Source organism: Pantoea agglomerans (assembly GCF_020149765.1).
GTDB classification, from domain to species: Bacteria; Pseudomonadota; Gammaproteobacteria; order Enterobacterales; family Enterobacteriaceae; genus Pantoea; species Pantoea alvi.
Genome location: NZ_CP083809.1, coordinates 3200701 through 3220876, shown reverse-complemented (window position 1 = coordinate 3220876; position 20176 = coordinate 3200701). Strand labels below are relative to the sequence as shown.

The 20176-nt window shown below is 62.3% G+C and carries 20 protein-coding genes; 15 read left to right on the top strand and 5 right to left on the bottom strand.

Annotation, left to right across the window (positions count from 1 at the left end; translation table 11 throughout):
* Positions 1 to 64 precede the first annotated feature (64 nt).
* From LB453_RS18155 to katG, 9 genes are all read left to right on the top strand, one after another.
* Positions 65 to 850, top strand: a complete 786-nt coding sequence (locus LB453_RS18155; protein WP_103795247.1) for a transporter substrate-binding domain-containing protein — start codon at positions 65 to 67, stop codon at positions 848 to 850.
* 9 nt (positions 851 to 859) lie between these two features.
* Positions 860 to 1525, top strand: coding sequence for an amino acid ABC transporter permease (locus LB453_RS18150; protein WP_103795246.1), 666 nt, complete (start codon positions 860 to 862; stop codon positions 1523 to 1525).
* Positions 1525 to 2181, top strand: a complete 657-nt coding sequence (locus LB453_RS18145; protein WP_199187307.1) for an amino acid ABC transporter permease — start codon at positions 1525 to 1527, stop codon at positions 2179 to 2181. Before LB453_RS18150 ends, LB453_RS18145 begins: the two co-directional genes overlap by 1 nt.
* Positions 2162 to 2893: an amino acid ABC transporter ATP-binding protein gene (locus LB453_RS18140; RefSeq protein WP_103795244.1), complete on the top strand. Its 732-nt coding sequence runs from the start codon at positions 2162 to 2164 to the stop codon at positions 2891 to 2893. The genes LB453_RS18145 and LB453_RS18140 overlap by 20 nt, the downstream gene beginning before the upstream one ends.
* Positions 2894 to 2911: 18 nt before the next feature.
* A complete protein-coding gene (locus LB453_RS18135; RefSeq protein WP_103795243.1) occupies positions 2912 to 4144 on the top strand; it encodes a pyridoxal-phosphate-dependent aminotransferase family protein in 1233 nt (410 codons plus the stop codon).
* Positions 4141 to 5400: an allantoate amidohydrolase gene (hpxK, locus tag LB453_RS18130; protein ID WP_103795242.1), complete on the top strand. Its 1260-nt coding sequence runs from the start codon at positions 4141 to 4143 to the stop codon at positions 5398 to 5400. The genes LB453_RS18135 and hpxK overlap by 4 nt, the downstream gene beginning before the upstream one ends.
* Positions 5397 to 5891 (top strand): 2-oxo-4-hydroxy-4-carboxy-5-ureidoimidazoline decarboxylase, encoded by a 495-nt coding sequence (gene uraD, locus LB453_RS18125; protein WP_103795241.1) that lies wholly within the window; start codon positions 5397 to 5399, stop codon positions 5889 to 5891. Before hpxK ends, uraD begins: the two co-directional genes overlap by 4 nt.
* Entirely contained in the window at positions 5888 to 6223 is a 336-nt protein-coding gene (uraH, locus tag LB453_RS18120) for a hydroxyisourate hydrolase (RefSeq protein WP_103795240.1), read from the top strand. The genes uraD and uraH overlap by 4 nt, the downstream gene beginning before the upstream one ends.
* A 103-nt stretch (positions 6224 to 6326) precedes the next feature.
* Positions 6327 to 8585 (top strand): catalase/peroxidase HPI, encoded by a 2259-nt coding sequence (gene katG, locus LB453_RS18115; RefSeq protein ID WP_103795239.1) that lies wholly within the window; start codon positions 6327 to 6329, stop codon positions 8583 to 8585.
* Positions 8586 to 8649: 64 nt separating this feature from the next.
* On the opposite strand, the gene LB453_RS18110 is transcribed toward katG, so the two are convergent.
* Both LB453_RS18110 and LB453_RS18105 read right to left on the bottom strand, forming a co-directional pair.
* Complete coding sequence (locus LB453_RS18110; protein ID WP_103795238.1) at positions 8650 to 9423, bottom strand: amidohydrolase; 774 nt, start codon at positions 9421 to 9423, stop codon at positions 8650 to 8652.
* Positions 9411 to 10571 carry a pyridoxal phosphate-dependent aminotransferase gene (locus LB453_RS18105; protein ID WP_103795237.1) on the bottom strand — a complete coding sequence of 387 codons (1161 nt, stop codon included), beginning with the start codon at positions 10569 to 10571 and terminating at the stop codon, positions 9411 to 9413. Before LB453_RS18105 ends, LB453_RS18110 begins: the two co-directional genes overlap by 13 nt.
* A 132-nt stretch (positions 10572 to 10703) precedes the next feature.
* On the opposite strand from LB453_RS18105, the gene LB453_RS18100 reads away from it, so the two are divergent.
* Genes LB453_RS18100 through LB453_RS18090 form a run of 3 tightly spaced genes read left to right on the top strand, consistent with a single transcriptional unit; the run spans position 10704 to position 12531 of the window.
* Positions 10704 to 11318 carry a methylthioribulose 1-phosphate dehydratase gene (locus LB453_RS18100; protein WP_103795236.1) on the top strand — a complete coding sequence of 205 codons (615 nt, stop codon included), beginning with the start codon at positions 10704 to 10706 and terminating at the stop codon, positions 11316 to 11318.
* The gene (gene mtnC / locus LB453_RS18095; protein ID WP_103795235.1) at positions 11315 to 11992 is read left to right on the top strand and encodes an acireductone synthase; all 678 of its coding nucleotides are present in this window, start codon (positions 11315 to 11317) and stop codon (positions 11990 to 11992) included. The genes LB453_RS18100 and mtnC overlap by 4 nt, the downstream gene beginning before the upstream one ends.
* Positions 11989 to 12531 (top strand): 1,2-dihydroxy-3-keto-5-methylthiopentene dioxygenase, encoded by a 543-nt coding sequence (locus LB453_RS18090; RefSeq protein ID WP_103795234.1) that lies wholly within the window; start codon positions 11989 to 11991, stop codon positions 12529 to 12531. Before mtnC ends, LB453_RS18090 begins: the two co-directional genes overlap by 4 nt.
* A 32-nt stretch (positions 12532 to 12563) precedes the next feature.
* Here LB453_RS18090 and mtnA read toward each other — a convergent pair whose 3' ends face one another.
* Positions 12564 to 13583 carry an S-methyl-5-thioribose-1-phosphate isomerase gene (mtnA, locus tag LB453_RS18085; RefSeq protein WP_103795233.1) on the bottom strand — a complete coding sequence of 340 codons (1020 nt, stop codon included), beginning with the start codon at positions 13581 to 13583 and terminating at the stop codon, positions 12564 to 12566.
* 130 nt (positions 13584 to 13713) lie between these two features.
* Here mtnA and mtnK point away from each other — a divergent pair, with 130 nt between their 5' ends.
* On the top strand, positions 13714 to 14913 hold the full coding sequence (mtnK, locus tag LB453_RS18080) for an S-methyl-5-thioribose kinase (RefSeq protein ID WP_103795232.1): 1200 nt from the start codon (positions 13714 to 13716) through the stop codon (positions 14911 to 14913).
* Between the two features lie 186 nt (positions 14914 to 15099).
* Here the strand turns inward: mtnK and fadE are convergent, their stop codons facing one another.
* Positions 15100 to 17547 (bottom strand): acyl-CoA dehydrogenase FadE, encoded by a 2448-nt coding sequence (gene fadE, locus LB453_RS18075; RefSeq protein WP_103795231.1) that lies wholly within the window; start codon positions 17545 to 17547, stop codon positions 15100 to 15102.
* Positions 17548 to 17771: 224 nt separating this feature from the next.
* Here fadE and lpcA point away from each other — a divergent pair, with 224 nt between their 5' ends.
* Together lpcA and LB453_RS18065 are read left to right on the top strand one after the other, a co-directional pair.
* Positions 17772 to 18350 carry a D-sedoheptulose 7-phosphate isomerase gene (gene lpcA, locus LB453_RS18070; RefSeq protein ID WP_081141209.1) on the top strand — a complete coding sequence of 193 codons (579 nt, stop codon included), beginning with the start codon at positions 17772 to 17774 and terminating at the stop codon, positions 18348 to 18350.
* Between the two features lie 53 nt (positions 18351 to 18403).
* Positions 18404 to 19171, top strand: a complete 768-nt coding sequence (locus LB453_RS18065) for a class II glutamine amidotransferase (RefSeq protein ID WP_103795230.1) — start codon at positions 18404 to 18406, stop codon at positions 19169 to 19171.
* Here the strand turns inward: LB453_RS18065 and dpaA are convergent.
* Positions 19142 to 19888 carry a peptidoglycan meso-diaminopimelic acid protein amidase gene (gene dpaA, locus LB453_RS18060; protein ID WP_103795229.1) on the bottom strand — a complete coding sequence of 249 codons (747 nt, stop codon included), beginning with the start codon at positions 19886 to 19888 and terminating at the stop codon, positions 19142 to 19144. The genes LB453_RS18065 and dpaA overlap by 30 nt on opposite strands.
* Positions 19889 to 20176 lie beyond the last annotated feature (288 nt).

Genomic DNA, 20176 nt, shown 5'->3' with positions numbered 1-20176 from the left:
CACATTAGTTGCAAATCACATTTACAAGAATCTTTTGTTTCAGGTCAACTTACCGGGGTGCATAATGAAAAAAGCGTTAATGGCGGTGGCGGCAGCGGCGTTACTTATGGTTCAGACCGGCAGTGCGCTGGCAGATCAGCTACAGGATATTGAGAAGCGAGGCGTGCTGCGCGTCGCGGTGCCGCAGGACTTCCCGCCGTTTGGATCGGTCGGCACCGATCTGCAGCCGCAGGGCTACGACATCGATACGGCGAAATACCTCGCGAAACAGATGAAACTTAAGTTGCAGCTGGTGCCGGTCACCAGCGCCAATCGCGTGCCCTATCTGCAAACCGATAAGGTCGATCTGGTGATCTCCAGTATGGGGAAAAACCCGGAGCGTGAAAAAGTGATCGACTTCAGCCGCGCCTATGCGCCGTTCTTCCTCGGCGTCTTCGGCCCGAAAGGCGAGACGCTGAAAGATGCGGCGGCGCTGAGCGGCAAGAGCATCGGCGTTACGCGCGGCGCAGTGGAAGATATGGTGCTAACCAGCCTTGCGCCGAAAGATGCGCAGGTAAAACGCTATGAAGATAACAACACCACGCTGTCAGCCTATCTCTCCGGGCAGGTGGAGTATGTGGCGACCGGCAACCTGGTCGTGGCGGCAATCGCCCGTCAGAACCCGCAAAAAGCGCCGGTCGCGCAATTTATGCTGAAAGATTCGCCCTGCTTTATCGGCCTGAAAAAAGAGGAGCCGGCGCTGAAGGCGAAGGTCGACGCGCTGATTGAGCAGGGCATCAAAGATGGCACGCTCAATAAACTGTCGGAAGAGTGGCTGAAAGCGCCGCTGCCCGCCAGCCTCGGCGCATAAGGTCGCGCTATGCTCGGGCAACTTAATTTCCCTGCGCTCTGGCCTTACTGGCCGGAGCTGCTCGCCGGGCTGTGGGTCACGATCCAGCTGACGGTGCTGGCCACCGTCGGCGGCGTTGGGCTGGGGATCCTCGGCGCGGCGCTGCGCAGCGGCAAAGCGAGCTGGGCCAGCCGCCTGTGGGGCCTCTACGTTGAGATCATCCGCAACACGCCGTTCGTGGTGCAGCTCTTTTTTATCGTATTCGGCCTGCCCAATCTGGGGCTGAAGCTGACGGCGGGCGAGGCGGCGCTGCTGGCGATGCTGATTAACCTCGGCGCTTACAGCACCGAAATTATCCGCGCCGGCATTCAGGTGACGCCGAAAGGGCAGTGGGAAGCGGGGCGCGTGCTGGGCCTCACCCGCGCGCAAACCTTTCTGCGCGTGGTGCTGCCGCCGTCGCTGCAGCGTATCTATCCGGCGCTGGTCAGCCAGTGCATTATCGTGATGCTCGGCTCCTCGGTGGTATCGCAGGTCTCCTATGAAGAGCTGACCTTCGCCGCCAACCTGATCCAGTCGCGCACCTTTTTAAGCTTCGAGGTCTACCTGGTGACCACGCTGATCTATCTGCTGTTATCGATCGCCATGCGTCAGGTGCTGCTGGCGCTGGGACGAAAATGCTTTGGAGCGCAGGCATGATGACGACCTTTACCGACTGGGACATTTTGCGCAACCTGCTTCTGGCGGCGCGCTGGACCCTGCTGCTGTCGCTGACCGCCTTTGTCGGCGGCACGCTGGTAACGCTGCCGCTGCTCTTGTTGCGCCTGCTGCAGCGTAAGTGGCTGACGCGGCTGATCCGCTGCTACACCGAGCTGTTCCAGGGCACGCCGCTGCTGATGCAGCTGTTTCTTGCCTTCTTCGGCGTCGGGCTGTTTGGCATCGACGTTGCGCCCTGGACGGCGGCCTCGCTCGCCCTGACGCTCTACACCAGCGCCTTTCTGCTCGATATCTGGTTCGGCAGCATTCGCGCGCTGCCGAAAGGGCAGTGGGAGGCGTCGCGCTGTCTCGGCCTCGGCTTCGGCCAGACGCTGTGCCGGGTGATCGCGCCGCAGGCGATCCGCATCGCTATCGCGCCAACGGTCGGCTTCGCGGTGCAGGTGATTAAGGGCACCGCGCTCGCCTCGATTATCGGCTTTATCGAACTGACCAAAGCCGGCACCATTTTGAACAACGTGACTTATCAGCCGTTTAAGGTGTTTGGCCTGGTCGCGCTGGGCTACTTCCTGATGTGTTATCCGCTGTCCCGCTACAGCCAGTACCTGGAGAAAAAATTCCATGCCGCTCATCACCATTAATCAGGTACAGAAGTACTACGGCGACAATCACGTGCTGAAAGGCGTCAATCTCGATATCGAGATGGGCGAAGTGATCTCCATTATCGGCCGCAGCGGTTCCGGTAAAAGTACGCTGCTGCGCTGCATGAATGGGCTGGAAGGCTATCAGGAGGGGAGCATTAAGCTGGGCGGCATGACCATTACCGACCGCGACAGCCAGGCGCGTGAGATCAGCCGCTCGGTCGGCATGGTGTTCCAGAACTTTAATCTCTTTCCACATATGACCGCGCTGGAAAACGTAATGCTGGCGCCGCGCCGCGTATTAAAGAAAAGCGAGGCGGAGTGCCGCGCGCTGGCGGCGCAGATGCTGGAGAAAGTCGGCCTCGGCGAGCGCCTCGACTACTATCCGTCCAGCCTCTCCGGCGGCCAGCAGCAGCGCGTCGCCATCGCCCGCGCGCTGGCGATGAACCCAAAAGTATTGCTGTGCGACGAGATTACCTCGGCGCTCGATCCCGAACTGGTGGGCGAGGTGCTGAAAGTGCTGGAGCAGCTCGCCGCCGAAGGCATGACGCTGATTCTGGTCACCCACGAGATGAACTTCGCCCGCGACGTCGGCGATCGCGTGGTCTTTATGCATCAGGGGCGCGTCTGGGAGCAGGGCAGCAGCAAAACCCTGTTCGCCGCGCCGCAGACGCCGGAGCTGAAGCAGTTCATCTCCTCGGTGCGACTCTAATTTAGTAAGGAAATCAACATGGAAAACCGCTACCCGCAAATCAATCCGCCGCAGCGCCTGCTGATGGGGCCTGGCCCAATCAACGCCGATCCGCGCGTGCTGCGCGCCATGTCGACCCAGCTGATCGGCCAGTACGATCCGGCGATGACCCACTATATGAATGAGGTGATGGAACTCTATCGCGGCGTCTTCCGCACCGAAAACCGCTGGACGATGCTGATCGATGGCACCTCGCGCGCCGGGATCGAGGCGATCCTGCTGTCGGCGATCCGTCCCGGCGATCGGGTGCTGGTGCCGGTATTCGGCCGTTTCGGCCATCTGCTGTGCGAGATCGCCCGCCGCTGCCGCGCCGAGGTACACACCATCGAGGTGCCCTGGGGTGAAGTGTTTACGCCGGATCGGGTCGAAGATGCGATTAAGCGCGTGAAGCCGCGCCTGCTGCTGACGGTGCAGGGGGACACCTCGACCACCATGCTGCAACCGCTGGCGGAGCTGGGGGCGATCTGCAAAAAATATGATGTGCTCTTCTACACCGACGCCACCGCGTCGCTCGGCGGCAACGCGCTGGAGACCGACGCCTGGGGCCTGGATGCGGTTTCAGCCGGCATGCAGAAATGCCTCGGCGGCCCGTCCGGCACGTCGCCGATCACCTTAAGCCCGCAGATGGAGGCGGCGATCCGCCGACGCAAGTGCGTTGAAGAGGGGATCCGCACCGCCGCCCATCAGGATGGTGAAGAGGAGATGATCTACTCCAACTATTTCGATCTCGGCATGATCATGGACTACTGGGGGCCGGAGCGCCTCAACCACCATACCGAGGCGACCACCGCGCTGTTTGGCGCGCGCGAGTGCGCACGGCTGATCCTGCAGGAAGGGCTGGACGAAGGCATCGCGCGCCACAAGCTGCACGGCGACGCGCTGCTGAAGGGCATTCAGGGCATGGGGCTGGAAACCTTCGGCGATCTGAAGCACAAGATGAACAACGTGCTCGGCGTGATTATTCCGCAGGGCGTCAACGGCGACCAGGTGCGGCAGCTGATGCTGAACGATTTCGGCATCGAGATTGGCACCTCGTTCGGTCCGCTGCACGGCAAAGTGTGGCGCATCGGCACCATGGGCTTCAACGCGCGCAAAGATTGCGTAATGACCACGCTGGCGGCGCTGGAGGCGGTGCTGACGCACGTTGGCTTCCGCGCCACCCAGGGCGCAGCGATGCAGGCCGCCTGGGATCACTACGGGAGCCGCGCATGATGATGAACGCCGCTGAGGCGCAGCTGGCTGCCGAACGCGTAATGGCGCGCTGCGACGCGCTGGCGGCGATCAGCGAATCGCCCGATCAGCTGACGCGCGTCTATCTCTCGCCGGAGCATCTGCGCGCCAACGCGCAGGTCGGCGAGTGGATGGCGCAGGCGGGCATGCGCGTCTGGCAGGATGAGGTCGGCAATATCTGCGGCCGCTACGAAGGGGCGAGCGACGGCGCCCCCGCGCTGCTGCTCGGCTCCCACCTCGACACGGTGCGCAACGCCGGCCGCTACGATGGCATGCTCGGCGTGCTGACCGCAATTGAGACCGTGCAGTGGCTGCACCAGCAGCGGCAGCGACTGCCGCTGGCGGTGGAGATTGTCGGCTTCGGCGATGAAGAGGGCACGCGCTTCGGCATAACCCTGCTCGGCAGCCGCGGCATCGCCGGCAGCTGGCCAGAGAGCTGGACCACCCATCCCGACGGCAACGGGATTACCGTCGCCCAGGCGATGGCGGATGTTGGGCTGGATGCCGGGGCGATCCCGCGCGCCGCCCGTGACCTTAACGCCATCGTCGCCTATCTTGAACTGCATATTGAACAGGGGCCCTGCCTGGAGCAGGAAGGGCTGGCGCTGGGCGTGGTCACCGCCATCAACGGCGCGCGCCGCCTGCGCTGCCGCTTTACCGGTGAGGCGGGGCATGCGGGCACGGTGCCGATGACCCACCGTAAAGATGCGCTGGCTGCAGCGGCGGAGTGGATGGTCTTTGTCGAGGCGACCACGCGCGAGCAGGATCCGCAGCTGGTGGCGACGGTCGGCACCCTGAACTGCGCCCCCGGCGCGGTCAACGTTATTCCCGGCGAGGTCACGCTGTCGCTCGACGTGCGCGGCCCGCAGGATCTGCCGCTGGAGCGGCTGCTGTCGAGCCTGCTGACCCAGGGCGAGGCGATTGCGCTGCGGCGCGGGCTGCGTTTTGACGCGGAAGAGTATTACCGCATCAGCGCCACCGCCTGCGACAGCCAGCTCCAGCAGGCGCTGAGCAGCGCCGTCGAGACGGTGCAGGGCCGCGCGCTGGCGCTGCCGAGCGGCGCGGGCCATGACGCTATCGCTATCGCCGAGCGCTGGCCGGTCGGCATGCTCTTTGTGCGCAACGAGCGCGGCATCAGCCACCATCCGGCGGAAGCGGTGATGACGAGCGACGTGGCGCTGGCGGTGCGCGCTTATCTGCACGCCGTGTGCCAGCTGGCGCAGCGGGGCGCGCCATGAATCTGACCACCTTTAACGCGCTGCCCGCGACGGCGGCGCAGGCCGCCATTGCCCACTGCGTAGCGATCCCGCGCTGGCAGCAGGCGCTGATCGCCGCGCGGGCTTTTACCTCTTTGGCAGCGCTGATGGCGGAGGCGGAGCGGCTGACTCAGGAGTGGACGAGCGACGATCTTGCCCTGGCGCTCGCCGCCCACCCGCGCATCGGCGAACGCGCAGGCGGCGCGGATAAAGAGGCGGCGCTGTCGCGGCAGGAGCAGGCCGCTATGGGCGACGCCGACGCGGCGCTGACGCTGGCGATGCAGGCGGGGAATCAGGCCTATGAGGCGCGGTTTGGCCGCGTGTTTCTGATCCGCGCCAAAGGGCGCAGCGGCGAGGAGATGCTGGCGCAGCTTCAGCGCCGGCTGGAAAATGACGACACCACTGAAGCGCGCGAAGCGCTGGAGCAGCTGCGGGAGATTACCCTGTTGCGTCTGAAGGAGAGCCTGACATGAGCACCATTACGACCCATATTCTCGACACGGCGCTGGGCAAACCGGCGGTCGGCGTCGCAATCTCTCTTGAGCAGAACAGCCCGGAGGGCTGGCTGCCGGTGGCCGAAGGCGCGACGGACAGCGACGGACGCATCGGCGATTTAACCCCGGCGCCCCTGACGCCGGGCCACTACCGGCTGACCGCCGAAATTGGCGACTACTTTGCGGCGGACGGGCGCGATGCGCTCTACGTCTCCGCGCAGATCGACTTTATTATCGCCGAGGCGGGCAGCCATTTTCACCTGCCTTTCCTGATCTCGCCCTGGTCGTGGTCTACCTATCGCGGTAGCTAAATTTGAAAGCTAACGGCTATCAAAACCGTTGGTCTTTCCAGATAGAGTTTGCTTAGCGGTGCCGCTATTGTAATCCGGTAACCAAGAGCCAACGGAGCCGATAATGAGCACGCCCGAAGATAACAATAACGCCGCAGGTAAATGCCCTTTTCCCCATGGCGCGTCGCAGGAAAAAAGTCAGAGCGAGAGCGGCGTTGACGCCGGCAAATGTCCGTTCCACCACGGCGCCTCTGAAGAGAAAAGCGTACTGGCGCGCGGTGCCGGCAGCGGTACCACCAACCGCGACTGGTGGCCTAACATGCTGCGCGTGGATCTGTTAAACCAGCACTCCAGCCGTTCCAACCCGCTCAGCGAAGATTTCAACTACCGCGAAGAGTTCAGCAAGCTCGACTATTCAGCGCTGAAAGCGGATATCCGCGCGCTGCTCACCGATTCGCAGTCCTGGTGGCCAGCCGACTGGGGCAGCTATATCGGCCTGTTTATCCGTATGGCCTGGCACAGCGCCGGTACCTACCGCACCGTTGACGGTCGCGGCGGCTCAGGTCGCGGCCAGCAGCGCTTTGCGCCGCTTAACTCCTGGCCAGATAACGTCAGCCTCGACAAAGCGCGCCGTCTGCTGTGGCCGGTGAAGCAAAAATATGGCCAGAAAATCTCCTGGGCCGATCTCTATATCCTGGCAGGTAACGTCTCGCTGGAGAACGCCGGCTTCCGTACCTTTGGCTTTGGTGCCGGACGTGAAGACGTGTGGGAGCCGGATATGGATGTGGACTGGGGTAACGAAACCGAATGGCTGGCGCACCGCCATCCGGAAAGCCTCGCCAACGCCCCGCTGGGCGCGACCGAAATGGGCCTGATCTACGTTAACCCGGAAGGGCCGGAAGCGAGCGGTAACCCCGCCTCGGCTGCGCCTGCTATTCGCGCCACCTTTGGCAATATGGGCATGAACGATGAAGAGATCGTGGCGCTGATCGCCGGTGGGCATACGCTGGGTAAAACCCACGGTGCCGGCGCGGCCAGCCACCTCGACGTTGACCCGGAAGCCTCGCCGATTGAAGCGCAGGGCTTCGGCTGGCAGAGCAGCTACGGCAGCGGCTCAGGCGCTGACGCCATTACCTCCGGGCTGGAAGTGGTCTGGACGCAAACGCCGACCCAGTGGAGCAACTACTTCTTCGAGAACCTGTTCAAATATGAGTGGGTGCAGACGAAGAGCCCGGCGGGCGCCATTCAGTTTGAAGCGAGCAATGCCGAAGCGATTATTCCCGATCCTTTCGATCCAGAGAAAAAACGCAAGCCGACCATGCTGGTGACCGACCTGACGCTGCGTTTCGATCCTGAGTTTGAAAAAATTTCGCGCCGCTTCCTTAACGATCCGCAGGCGTTTAACGAAGCCTTTGCGCGTGCGTGGTTCAAGCTGACCCACCGCGATATGGGGCCGAAAGCGCGCTACCTCGGGCCGGAAGTGCCGAAAGAAGATCTGCTGTGGCAGGATCCGCTGCCTGCGGCGATCCACCAGCCAGACGCCAGCGACATCAGCGAGCTGAAGGCGAAAATTGCCGCCTCTGGCCTGAGCGTCAGCCAACTGGTCTCCGTGGCCTGGGCGTCCGCATCGACCTTCCGCGGCGGTGACAAACGCGGCGGCGCCAACGGCGCGCGTCTGGCGCTCTCTCCGCAGAAAGAGTGGCCGGTCAACGCCAGCGTGATTCAGGATGTGCTGCCGGTATTGCAGGCGATCCAGAAGGCGTCCGGTAAGGCGTCGCTGGCGGATGTGATTGTGCTGGCGGGTAACGTCGGGGTGGAGATGGCCGCCGCCGCCGCGGGTGCCGCGGTGCAGGTTCCCTTTGTGCCGGGCCGCGTTGATGCGCGTCAGGATCAGACCGACGTGGAATCTTTTGCGCTGCTGCAGCCGCTGGCCGATGGATTCCGTAACTATCGTCGCGTGCAGGGCGGTTCATCGACCGAAACGCTGCTGCTGGATAAAGCGCAGCAGCTGACCCTGAGCGCACCGGAACTCACGGTGCTGCTGGGTGGTCTGCGCGTGCTGGGCACCAACTTCGACGGCAGCGACCGCGGCGTCTTTACCGATCGCCCCGGCGTGCTGAGCACCGACTTCTTCGTCAACCTGCTCGATATGCGCACCGCCTGGCGCGCGACCGACGAGAGCGAAGAGCTGTTTGAAGGGCGCGACCGTCAGAGCGGCGAAGTGAAGTACCACGCGACCCGCGCCGATCTGGTGTTTGGTTCTAACGCCATCCTGCGCGCGCTGGCGGAAGTTTACGCCAGCAGCGATGCGCAGCAGAAGTTCGTGACCGACTTCGTGGCCGTCTGGACGAAGGTAATGAACCTGGACCGCTTCGATATCTGATCGTACTAAGCGTAAAAATGAGAAAGCCGCAGCCTGACCGCTGCGGCTTTTTTTTGCAGGTGGGTTACGGCGTCAGCGTAAACCCATCGGCGTCGCGCCAGGCGGGAAAGCGCTCGCGATAAGCGGTCAGCGTCTCCAGCGACAGGGTGGCGTTGAGCCGCGCCTGGGCAAAGGGCTCGGCTTCGCTGAGGATCTCGCCCAGCGGCGAGATAATCCGGCTGTCGCCGCTGTAGTGATGCTGGTTGCCGTCGCTGCCGACGCGGTTGCAGCCCGCGACGTAGGCCTGGTTCTCAATGGCGCGCGCCAGCAGCAGCGCCTGCCAGTGCAGGGCGCGCGGTGCCGGCCAGTTTGCCACATAGAGCGCCAGGTCGTAGTCGTTGCGGTTGCGGGAGAAGACCGGGAAGCGCAGGTCGTAACAGATCTGCGGCAGAATGCGCCAGCCGCGCCACCTCAGCACTTCGCGCGTCTCGCCCGGCAGATAGTGGTGATGCTCGTCCGCCATGCGGAACAGGTGGCGCTTGTCATACTGGTGCAGCGTGCCGTCCGGCTCCACCAGCAGAAAGCGATTCACCGCGCCTTGCGGCGTCTGAATCGCCGCGCTGCCGCCCACCAGGGCGTTGCTCGCCTCGGCGTGTTTGTGCAGCCACTCCACCACCTGCGATTGTGGCAGCGAACGCTGCGCCGCCTCCATGGCGAAGCCGGTGGTGAACATCTCGGGCAGCAGAATCAGATCGCGGCCCGTCACGCCCTCAAGCACGGCGTCGAAATGGCGCAGGTTCGCTTCGCCATCCATCCAGTGCAGGGTTTCCTGCAGAACGGTGATCTTTAAATCTGACATAAGCGCTCCGCGGCGGCGTCAAGCGTCGCTTCCTGTTTGGCGAAGCAGAGGCGGATCAGCCTGTGGGGAAAGGGCCCGGCGCAGAACACCGAGAGCGGAATCGCCGCCACGCCCACCTCTCTGGTCAGCCACTGGCAGAAGCTGACGTCGTCAAGGTCGGAGATGGCGCTGTAGTCCGCCAGCAGAAAATAGGTGCCTTCACAGGGCAAGACTTTAAAACGGCTTTTCTCCAGCGCCTGCGCCAGACGGTCGCGGCGCGCGCGATAAAAGGCGGGTAGCTCGCGGTAGTGCTGCGGCTCGTGGCGCAGCATATCGGCGATCGCCAGCTGGGCGGGCGTATTAACCGCGAAGGTCAGATACTGATGCACCTTGCGGATCTCGGCGCTGATGGCGGCGGGCGCGACGCTGTAGCCCACCTTCCAGCCGGTCATATGAAAGGTCTTGCCAAACGAGGAGACGGCGACGGCGCGCTGGCGCAGCTGCGGGTGCGCCAGCACGCTGGCGTGGCCCGCCTCGTCAAAGCAGATATGCTCGTAGACTTCGTCGCTCAGCACGTAAATTTCCTGTCCGGCGATCGCCTGCCACAGCGCGTTAAAATCAGCGTTATGCCAGACGGTGGCGGAGGGATTGTGCGGCGTATTCAGGATCACCAGGCGGGTTTTGCTGGAGAGCAGGCTGGCGAAAGCTGGCCAGTCGACGCGAAAGCCCGGCGGCTGCAGCGCGATGCGTTTCAGCACGCCGCCCGACAGCTCAACGGCAGGGGCATAGCTGTCGTAGCTCGGGTCAAAGCAGATCACCTCGTCGCCCGGCCGCACCAGCGCGGTGATCGCCGCATAGAGCGCTTCGGTGGCGCCAGCGGTCACGGTGATATCGCTGTTAACGTCGGGGCGATAACCATACAGCTCGGCGGTTTTTTCGGCGATCGCCTCGCGCAGCGGCAGCGCGCCGGTCATCGGTGCATACTGGTTCGCGCCCTGGCTGACGTGATGCGCCAGGCGCGCCTGCAGATAGCGCGGTCCGTCGAAATCGGGAAAGCCCTGCGAAAGGTTGATGGCGTTATGCTGCTGCGCCAGCGCGCTCATCTGGGTGAAGATGGTGGTGCCGAGAGCGGGAAGTTTACTCTCCGGCGTCAGGTTGGGCTGCGTCATGGTTGATTGCCTTAAGCGCGAATGTCATTGCGGAGTAACCCTGTGTTGAAGCCACTATAAACAGGATGTTAGTATTTGGCAATCGAGACGCTTAGACGTCTAAAACCGACCTTACAGGATGCCTGAAACGCTATGTCTGCACTCTCTCCGCTCGACCAGCTGGTGGCAGCCTGCCACTGGATTGGCGCCAAAGGCTGGGCGCCCGCCACCGGCGGCAATATGTCCGTTCGCCAGGATGCCCGCTTCTGCCTGCTCAGCGAGTCGGGCAAAGATAAAGGCAGCCTGACGCAGGATGACTTTATTCAGGTGGAGATCGCCTCCAGCCGCGCGCCGTCCGGGCGCAGGCCTTCGGCGGAAACCGCCTTGCATACCCTGATCTACCGGCTCTTCCCCGAGGCGGGTGCGGTGCTGCATACCCATACGGTGAACGCAACGGTGCTGTCGCGCGTTGAGAAGGGGGATGCGCTGCGGCTGACCGGCTACGAGATGCAGAAATCGCTGGCGGGGCAGCGTAGCCACCTCGACAGCGTGGCAATCCCGCTGTTTGATAACGATCAGGATATCGACGCGCTGGCGCAGCGCATTGAGGCGTATGCCCATAGCAACCCGCTGCGCTACGGCTTTCTGCTGCGCGGTCACGGCCTGACCTGCTGGGGGCAGGACGTGGGCGAGGCGCGCCGTCATCTGGAAGGTCTGGAATTTTTATTTGAATGCGAACGCCAACGTCGCCTGCTGGAGGCCCAATGATCCGCGCCATCGTTACCGATATTGAAGGCACGACCAGCGATATTCGCTTCGTGCATGACGTGCTCTTCCCCTACGCGCGTGAACATCTCGCCGCCTTTATCCGCGCGCAGCATGCGGATCCTGACGTCAGCGCAGCCCTTGAGGCGGTGCGCGCCGAGGCGGGGCAGCCGCAGGCCGATCTCGACGCCGTAACGCAGATCCTGCTGGGCTTTATGGATGAGGATCGCAAATCTACCGGACTGAAAGCGCTGCAGGGGATGATCTGGCGCGACGGCTACGTAAACGGCAGCTTTACCGGCCATCTCTATCCCGACGTTGCGCCCGTGCTGCGCGCCTGGCGAGAGCAGGGAATTCAGCTTTACGTCTATTCCTCCGGCTCGGTTGCGGCGCAAAAACTGTTATTTGGCTACAGTGATGAAGGAGATATTACCGGCCTGTTTAGCGGCTATTTCGACACGCGCGTCGGCGCCAAGCGCGAGGCCGCCTCCTACCGCAATATCGCCGAACAAACCGGCCTGCCCGCTGAGCAGCTGCTGTTCCTCTCCGACATTCGTCAGGAGCTGGATGCGGCAGCGGAAGCCGGATGGAATACCGTGCAGTTAATTCGCGGCCCCGCAGACAGCGAAAGCCGCCATCATCAGGTGAACACCTTTTCGGGAGTTGTTTTAGCATGAGCGCATTGACCATTTTTACCGATACCGAAGCCACGCTGCCGGTGTGGCACAGCACTGACGCGGAGATGATCCGCGAGCGGCTGAATGCAAAAAATGTGCGCTTTGAGCGCTGGGCGGCGGATCGCGATTTAGGTGACAATCCAGAGCCGGCCAAAGTGATCGAGGCCTATCAGCACGCCATCGATCGGCTGGTGGCGGAGAAGGGCTATCAGAGCTGGGATGTGATCAGCATGCGCGCAGACCATCCGCAAAAAGAGGCGCTGCGCGAGAAGTTTCTCTCTGAACATACCCACGGCGAAGATGAGGTGCGTTTTTTTGTCGAGGGCGCGGGCCTTTTCTGCCTGCATCTCGACGGCCAGGTCTACCAGATCCTGTGTGAAAAAAACGATCTGATTTCGGTGCCGGCAGGCACGCCGCACTGGTTTGATATGGGATCCTCGCCCAACTTCACCGCCATCCGCATCTTCGATAATCAGGAGGGCTGGGTGGCGCACTTCACCGGCGACACCATCGCCGACGCCTATCCGCGCCTGCCGTAGTCACGCCAGACGGGCGCGCCAGGCGCGCCCTGTCAGGGCTGAAACGCGCCCGCCTTAACCGCCTCCGGCACGATGACGCCGGTATCCAGCACCCAGCCGCTAATCAGCGCCGCTGGGGTCACGTCGAACGCCGGGTTACAGACCGCTGCCGCTTCCGGTGCCCACTGCACGCTGCCAAAGCTGCCCGCTGCGCCGGTCACTTCGCTGGCGGCGCGCTGCTCGATAGGAATATCGCGGCCGCTGGCGCACTGGCGATCCAGCGTGGTGTGCGGCGCGGCGACATAGAACGGGATCTGATGGTAATGCGCCAGCACCGCCAGGCTGTAGGTGCCGATCTTGTTCGCCACGTCGCCGTTGGCCGCAATGCGGTCCGCGCCGACCCAGACGGCATCGACCTGGCCGCTCGCCATCAGGCTGGCCGCCATCGAGTCGGTGATCAGCTGAAAGGGGATCGCCAGCTCGCCCAGCTCCCAGGCGGTAAGGCGTCCGCCCTGCAGCAGCGGACGCGTCTCGCCCACCCAGACGTTCGCCACCTTGCCCTGCTGATGCGCGCGGGCGATAACGCCCAGCGCGGTGCCGACGCCCGCCGTCGCCAGTCCGCCGGTGTTGCAGTGCGTGAGCAGGCGACTCTCTGGCTTCACCAGCGCGCTGCCCGCCTCGGCGATGTTGTCGCACAGCTGGCGATCCTCCTCCACCAGACGCAGCGCTTCCTGACCCAGCGCGGCGGCGAAATCCACCTGCGCCAGCGCCACCTTCATCCGATCGAGATTGTTCATCAGGTTGACCGCCGTGGGGCGCGCGGCGCGCAGCACCTCCAGCGCCTGCGCCAGCGCGTCGCGGCTGGCGCCCGCCTCGGCCAGCAGCGCCAGCAGCAGCGAGGCGGAGAGGCCGATCAGCGGCGCGCCGCGCACGCGCAGGGCGTGAATATGCCCGACCAGCTGCGCGACATCGTGCGCCGGTAGCCAGTTTTTTTGCTGCGGCAGCGCCTGCTGGTCGAGGATCCAGAGCTGACTGTCACGAACCTGTAAGCTAGTGGTGTGGAGTGTTTGCATTGTCTGTGAAATCTCTGTTGCGTTGTTGTCACGTATTGTGCCAACATGCGGGACGGATGTATAGACGTCTGAACGGCTTATTATACTGCCCCGGCGGGTTTCGTTTCAGTTTTGCATGAGAGGAAAGGCAATGTCGCAATACCGTACCTTCACCGCGGCGGACGCCGTTGAGTATGCCCGGCAGTTTGGCGGCGTGGACGATCCCGCCTCGCTGGTCGAGGCGGAAGAGATTGGCGATGGCAACCTTAACCTGGTCTTCAAAATTTTCGACCGTCAGGGCAACAGTCGGGTGATCGTAAAGCAGGCGCTGCCTTACGTGCGCTGCGTGGGTGAATCCTGGCCGCTGACGCTGGACCGCGCGCGGCTGGAGGCGCAAACCCTGATTGAACACTACAAATATTGCCCGCAGCACACCGTCAGGGTAACGCACTATGATGAGACGCTGGCGGTGATGGTGATGGAGGATCTCTCCAGCCACCGCATCTGGCGCGGCGAGCTGGTGAAGGGGGCGTTCTATCCGCAGGCGGCGGCACAGCTGGGCGAATACCTGGCGCAGACGCTGTTCCATACCTCCGATTTTGTGCTGCATCCCCATCAGAAAAAAGCGCAAGTGGCGCGCTTTATCAACCCGGAAATGTGCGAGATCACCGAAGATCTCTTCTTTAACGATCCCTATATCGATCACGAGCGCAACAGCTACCCGCAGGCGCTGGAGCCGCTGGTGGCCAGCCTGCGCGGTGACGAGACGCTGCGCATCGCCGTGGCCGGACTGAAGCACCGCTTTTTCGCCCATGCCGAAGCGCTGCTGCACGGCGATATTCACAGCGGCTCGATTTTCGTCGCCGACAACAGCCTGAAGGCGATCGATGCGGAGTTCGGCTATTTCGGCCCAATGGGCTTCGACGTCGGCACGGCGCTGGGCAATCTGCTGATCAACTACTGCGGCCTGCCGGGGCTGCTGGCCCCGCGCGAGGCGGCGGAAGGGCGCGAGCTGCGTCTCAACGACGTGCGCGAGGTGTGGAATACCTTCTCTGCGCGCTTCCTGGCGCTGGCGCAAGCGAAGACCAGCGACGTGGCGCTCGCCTCTCCAGGCTATGCGCAGGCGTTTCTGCGCAAGGTGTGGGCCGATACCATCGGCTACTGCGGCACCGAGCTGATTCGCCGCACCGTCGGCATGTCGCACGTGGCGGATATGAAGCTGATTAAGGATGAGGCAATGCGCACCGAATGCATCCGCAGCTGCATTACGCTGGGACGCACGCTGATTCTGGCGGCGGATCATATTGAGGACGCCGAGGCGCTGATCGCGCGTATTCGGCAGGCGGGGTAAGGGCAGGCCGCGTCGGTTGACTCCGCGCGAACGCGGGTAACATGGCCCGATCGCAAAGTCGCTCAAGGCATCCCTGCAGGCTCGGCCCGCGACATCCTTGTCGCGGGACGCTTTGCTCTTCGGTCCATGTTACCCGCTAACGGACTGTTGTGCGCTTTGTCGAGTGACAACATCGACAGCTAAGGTTTACGCCGCCTCGCTCTCCCGCGCCGCCTTCACCGCCGGCTGTTTCACCGGAACCGCCAGCGCATCTGCGTCAAACTCATCGACGTTAATGGCGCGCAGACGGCTCGCTTCGGCGCGCGTCAGCACCTCTGCCTCGGCGGCGTTAATCCAGCCCGCTTTCAGCGCCCGCTGCGCCAGCGCATCCAGCCGGGTGAAAGAGAAGTGCTCTTTCTGCTGCTTGCACAGGCGATCGTGAATCGCTTCCGCCGCCATAACCTCCTGCAGCGCCTGCTCAAGCTGGCCTGCCGGATTATGCTCGCTCGGCGTCAGATACTGGCCGCGCCCCAGACGGGTCCGCGTGGCGGAAGGCAGCTGCAGCAGCTTCGCCAGCTTATGATCGAGGCGGTCGCTCGGCGCCGGGCAGTGCTTGCCGCCGGCGAAAATCATCATGCGCAGCGCGCCAGCCACCAGCGGGCTGGGGAAGTTGCGCAGCAGATCCTCAATCGCCTGCTCGGCCTGATGCAGCGCATCCTGCACGCCCCAGTGCAGCAGCGGCAGATCGGCCTCGTGGCGGCCCTCATCGTCATAGCGCTTCAGCGTGGCAGAAGCGAGATAGAGCTGGCTCAGCACATCACCCAGGCGCGCCGAAATCCGCTCGCGGCGCTTCAGGCTGCCGCCCAGCACCGCCATCGACACGTCCGCCAGCAGCGCCAGATTAGCGCTAAGGCGATTAAGATGCTGGTAGTAGCGGCGCGTGGCGTCGCGCGTCGGCGAGGCGCTGCCGCGTCCCGCCGTCAGGCCGAGCCACAGGCTGCGCACGGCGTTGCTGCCGACATAGCCGACGTGGCTAAACAGCGCGGCGTCAAAGGCGTTAAGATCCTGGCTGGCGGCGGCCGCCATCTCCTTCAGTACAAACGGATGGCAGCGGATGGCGCCCTGACCGAAAATAATCATACTGCGCGTCAGAATATTGGCGCCCTCTACCGTAATGGCGATAGGCGCGCCCTGATAGGCGCGGGCAAGGAAGTTATTGTTGCCGAGCATAATGCCTTTGCCGCCCGCGATATCCATGGCGTCCATAATGGCGCGCTGGCCGCGATGGGTGCAGTGATACTTCACAATCGCCGACAGCACCGCCGGTTTTTCGCCCTGCATAATGCCGGTGGTGATCAGCGTCGCCGCGGCGTCCATCACGTAGGCGTTACCGGCAATGCGCGCCAGCGGCTCTTCGATGCCTTCCATCTTGCCGATTGAGACTTTGAACTGGCGGCGGATATGCGCATAGGCGCCGGTGGCCAGCGCCACGCTTTTCAAACTGCCGGTGGAGTTAGAGGGCAGGGTAATGCCGCGACCCACCGACAGGCACTCAACCAGCATGCGCCAGCCCTGACCGGCCATCTGCGGCCCGCCAATAATAAAATCGATCGGCACGAAAATATCTTTGCCGCGCGTCGGGCCGTTCTGAAACGGCACGTTAAGCGGGAAGTGGCGCTTGCCGATTTCCACGCCCGGCGTGCTGGTGGGGATCAGGGCGCAGGTAATGCCCAGCGACTCGGTTTCGCCCAGCAGACGATCGGGATCGGAGAGCTTAAAGGCGAGGCCCAGCACGGTGGCCACCGGCGCCAGCGTAATGTAGCGCTTATTCCAGGTGAGACGCATGCCCAGCACCTGCTTGCCCTGCCATTCACCCATGCAGACCACGCCGGTATCGGGGATCGCCCCGGCGTCGGATCCCGCTTCCGGGCTGGTCAGCGCGAAGCAGGGGATCTCGTCGCCGCGCGCCAGACGCGGCAGATAGTGATCTTTTTGCGCGTCGGTGCCGTAATGCTGCAGCAGCTCCCCTGGGCCAAGCGAGTTAGGCACGCCGACGGTAATCGCCAGAATGCCGGACACGCCCGCCAGCTTTTGCAGCACGCGCGCCTGGGCATAGGCGGAGAATTCGAGGCCGCCATACTCTTTCTTGATGATCATGGCGAAGAAACGCTGCTCTTTCAGGTAGGCCCACAGCTCCGGCGGCAGATCCGCCATCTCATGGGTGATGGCGAAATCGTTCGCCATGCGGCACGCCTCCTCCACCGGGCCGTCGAGAAAGGCCTGTTCGGCGGGCGTCAGGCGTGGCTGCGGATAGTTATGCAGCTTTTGCCAGTCAGGCTTGCCCTGAAACAGGTCGCCTTCCCACCAGGTGGTGCCGGCGTCGATCGCCTCTTTTTCCGTGCGCGACATCGGCGGCATCACCTTCTGGAAGCGCTGCAGCATCGGTTTCGAAAAGAGCGAGCGGCGCAGGGAAGGGAGGTTAAACGGCAGCAGAAGGATCGCCAGCGGCAGCAGCAGCCAGGGCGTCCAGATATGCGCCGCGGACCAGGCGGCGGTCCACAACAGTAAAATTGCGCTGCTCGCCGCCAGAGAGACGCGGTGATAAAAGAGGGCGCTGATTAATACCAGCGTCGCGAGGATCGACACAACCATCATAATCACGGCTCCGTAAGTAGTAAGAGGTCTGACCTGTTCTCTGTAGAGGTGTATGACACTGGCGGTTAATTAGCAATTTGTTTACATCGCAATTACAACCTTACTCACAAAATCGTTAAATCCGCTGCGCTGGCGGCGCAGGCTTTCGCGCGGCGCGCGCTTTGCGCCAACCCGCCATTCCGTTAAACTTGCAAAGTCACTCTTTTACTAACAAGGACATCCCTATGTACCAGGACATCATTCGCTCCGAGCTGAATGAAGCAGCGGATACGCTTAATAACTTTCTTAGCGACGAGGCGAATATTCACGCCATCCAGCGCGCCGCGGTGCTGCTGGCCGACAGTTTTAAAGCGGGCGGAAAAGTGCTCTCCTGCGGCAACGGCGGCTCGCACTGCGACGCCATGCACTTCGCTGAGGAGCTGACCGGCCGCTACCGCGAAAACCGTCCGGGCTACCCGGCGATCGCCATCTCTGACGTCAGCCATCTCTCCTGCGTCAGCAACGATTTCGGCTACGATTACGTTTTCTCACGCTATATCGAAGCGGTAGGGCGTCCGGGCGATGTGCTGCTGGGGCTGTCGACCTCCGGCAACTCCGCCAATATCATCAAGGCGATCGAGGCGGCGCGGGCGCAGGGCATGAAGGTGATCGCCCTGACCGGCAAAGATGGCGGCAAGATGGCCGGTTCGGCGGATATCGAAATTCGCGTGCCGCACTTCGGCTACGCCGACCGCATTCAGGAGATCCATATCAAAGTTATCCATATCCTGATGCTGCTGATCGAAAAAGAGATGGTGAAGTAAGGGTTCAGCCGCCATCTTGCTGGCTGGCGGCTTTTCTGACTAAGGCGGTAGCTATGTGCGAATTGCTCGGGATGAGCGCCAACGTTCCAACCGATATCTGTTTCAGTTTTACTGGCCTGGTGCAGCGCGGCGGCGGAACCGGGCCGCATAAAGATGGCTGGGGCATTACCTTTTATGAAGATCGGGGCTGCCGCACCTTTAAAGATCCGCTGCCGAGCTATAACTCACCTGTGGCGCGGCTGGTGCAGGAGTATCCGATTAAGTCCCATTCGGTAGTGGCGCATATCCGCCAGGCGAATCGCGGGCCGGTCTCGCTGGAGAATACCCATCCTTTCACCCGCGAACTCTGGGGACGCAACTGGACCTATGCCCACAACGGTCAGCTAAAGGGCTATCGCCAGCTGGAAACCGGCCATTTTCGCCCGGTCGGCGAAACCGACAGCGAGAAGGCGTTCTGCTGGATCCTGCACAAGCTGGCGACGCGCTATCCGCGCACGCCTGCCAACTGGCCGGCGGTATTTCGCTATGTGGCGCAACTGGCGGGTGAACTGCGGCAGAAAGGGGTGTTCAATATGCTGCTGTCGGACGGGCGCTATCTGATGGCGTTCTGCTCGACCAATCTCTACTGGATCACGCGCCGCGCGCCCTTTGGCAAAGCGCAGCTGCTCGATCAGGATGTGGAGATCGATTTCCAGCAGCACACCACCGCCAACGACGTGGTGACGGTGATTGCGACGCAGCCGCTGACGACCAATGAAACCTGGCAGCGGATCGTGCCAGGCGAGTGGGCGTTATTCTGCCTTGGAGAGCGCCAGGAATGATTTAGAGGCGGCTTCGGGATTGACGATCGCCGGGCTGCCGCTGTTCATCACGTAGCTGCCGCTGGCAACGTTGACCGTTGGCGGCTGATGGTATTTCGCAAACCAGGCATAGCCCGGCTGCAGCTCGCGCCAGAAGCTGGCGTAGGTGGAGTAGCGATGGCGCTGCATATTGGCGTCGGTCATGCGGAACGGGAAGATGCTGATATTCACCTCTGACTGGCCGTTACGCAGCGCTGCGTTCACGTAGGTGAAGATCTCATCCATGTAGGCGTCGGTCATGGCGTAGCAGCCAATCGACTTGCAGTCGCCGTGGATCATCAGGTAGTTGCCGGTGTAGGCGTGTTCGCGATCGTACTGGTTAGGAAAACCGACGTTGATGGCGCGATAGAAACGGCTATCCGGCTTGAGCTGATTGAGCCTGACGCTGTAAAAACCTTCCGGACTTTTGAAATCCCCTTCGCGGCGCTTCGGGCCGAGGCCGCCGGAAAAGTTACAGATGCGGTAGGTATCAAGCAGGCGGAATTCGTTGCCGATTTTGCCGTAAAGCTCCAGGGTGCGCTCTTCCTTGAAAATCTGAATATAGACCGGCGTGCCGAGTAGCTGTTTCTTTAATTCTTTGCTCACCGGCGTCGACATCTGCTGCGTCGGCTCGGGAGTCATTGCCATGCTGAGGGCTGGCATCAAAATCATCGCAAACAGAAGTGCGATTTTGCCCATGCTGTGTATACCTTGAGTGAAGAGAACGATGACGCGAGAGGCGTCTGGGACTTGCATTATCGGAAAACTCCGCTACCGCAGCGCAACATTAGCATTGTCTGTTTTTTTATCAAGACGCCGCCCGGTAAATTCGCGTATTCCTCAAGATATGACGGCCAGAAATTTGTAAACTTTAGTGGCGAAGAGGGGTAAATCCGCTTTTCAGAGCCGCCTGACGCGGCGGACTGACGGCGGCGCTTTTGCATCTGTACATCTATACAGTATCATAAGGCGTGACGAAAAGCGGAT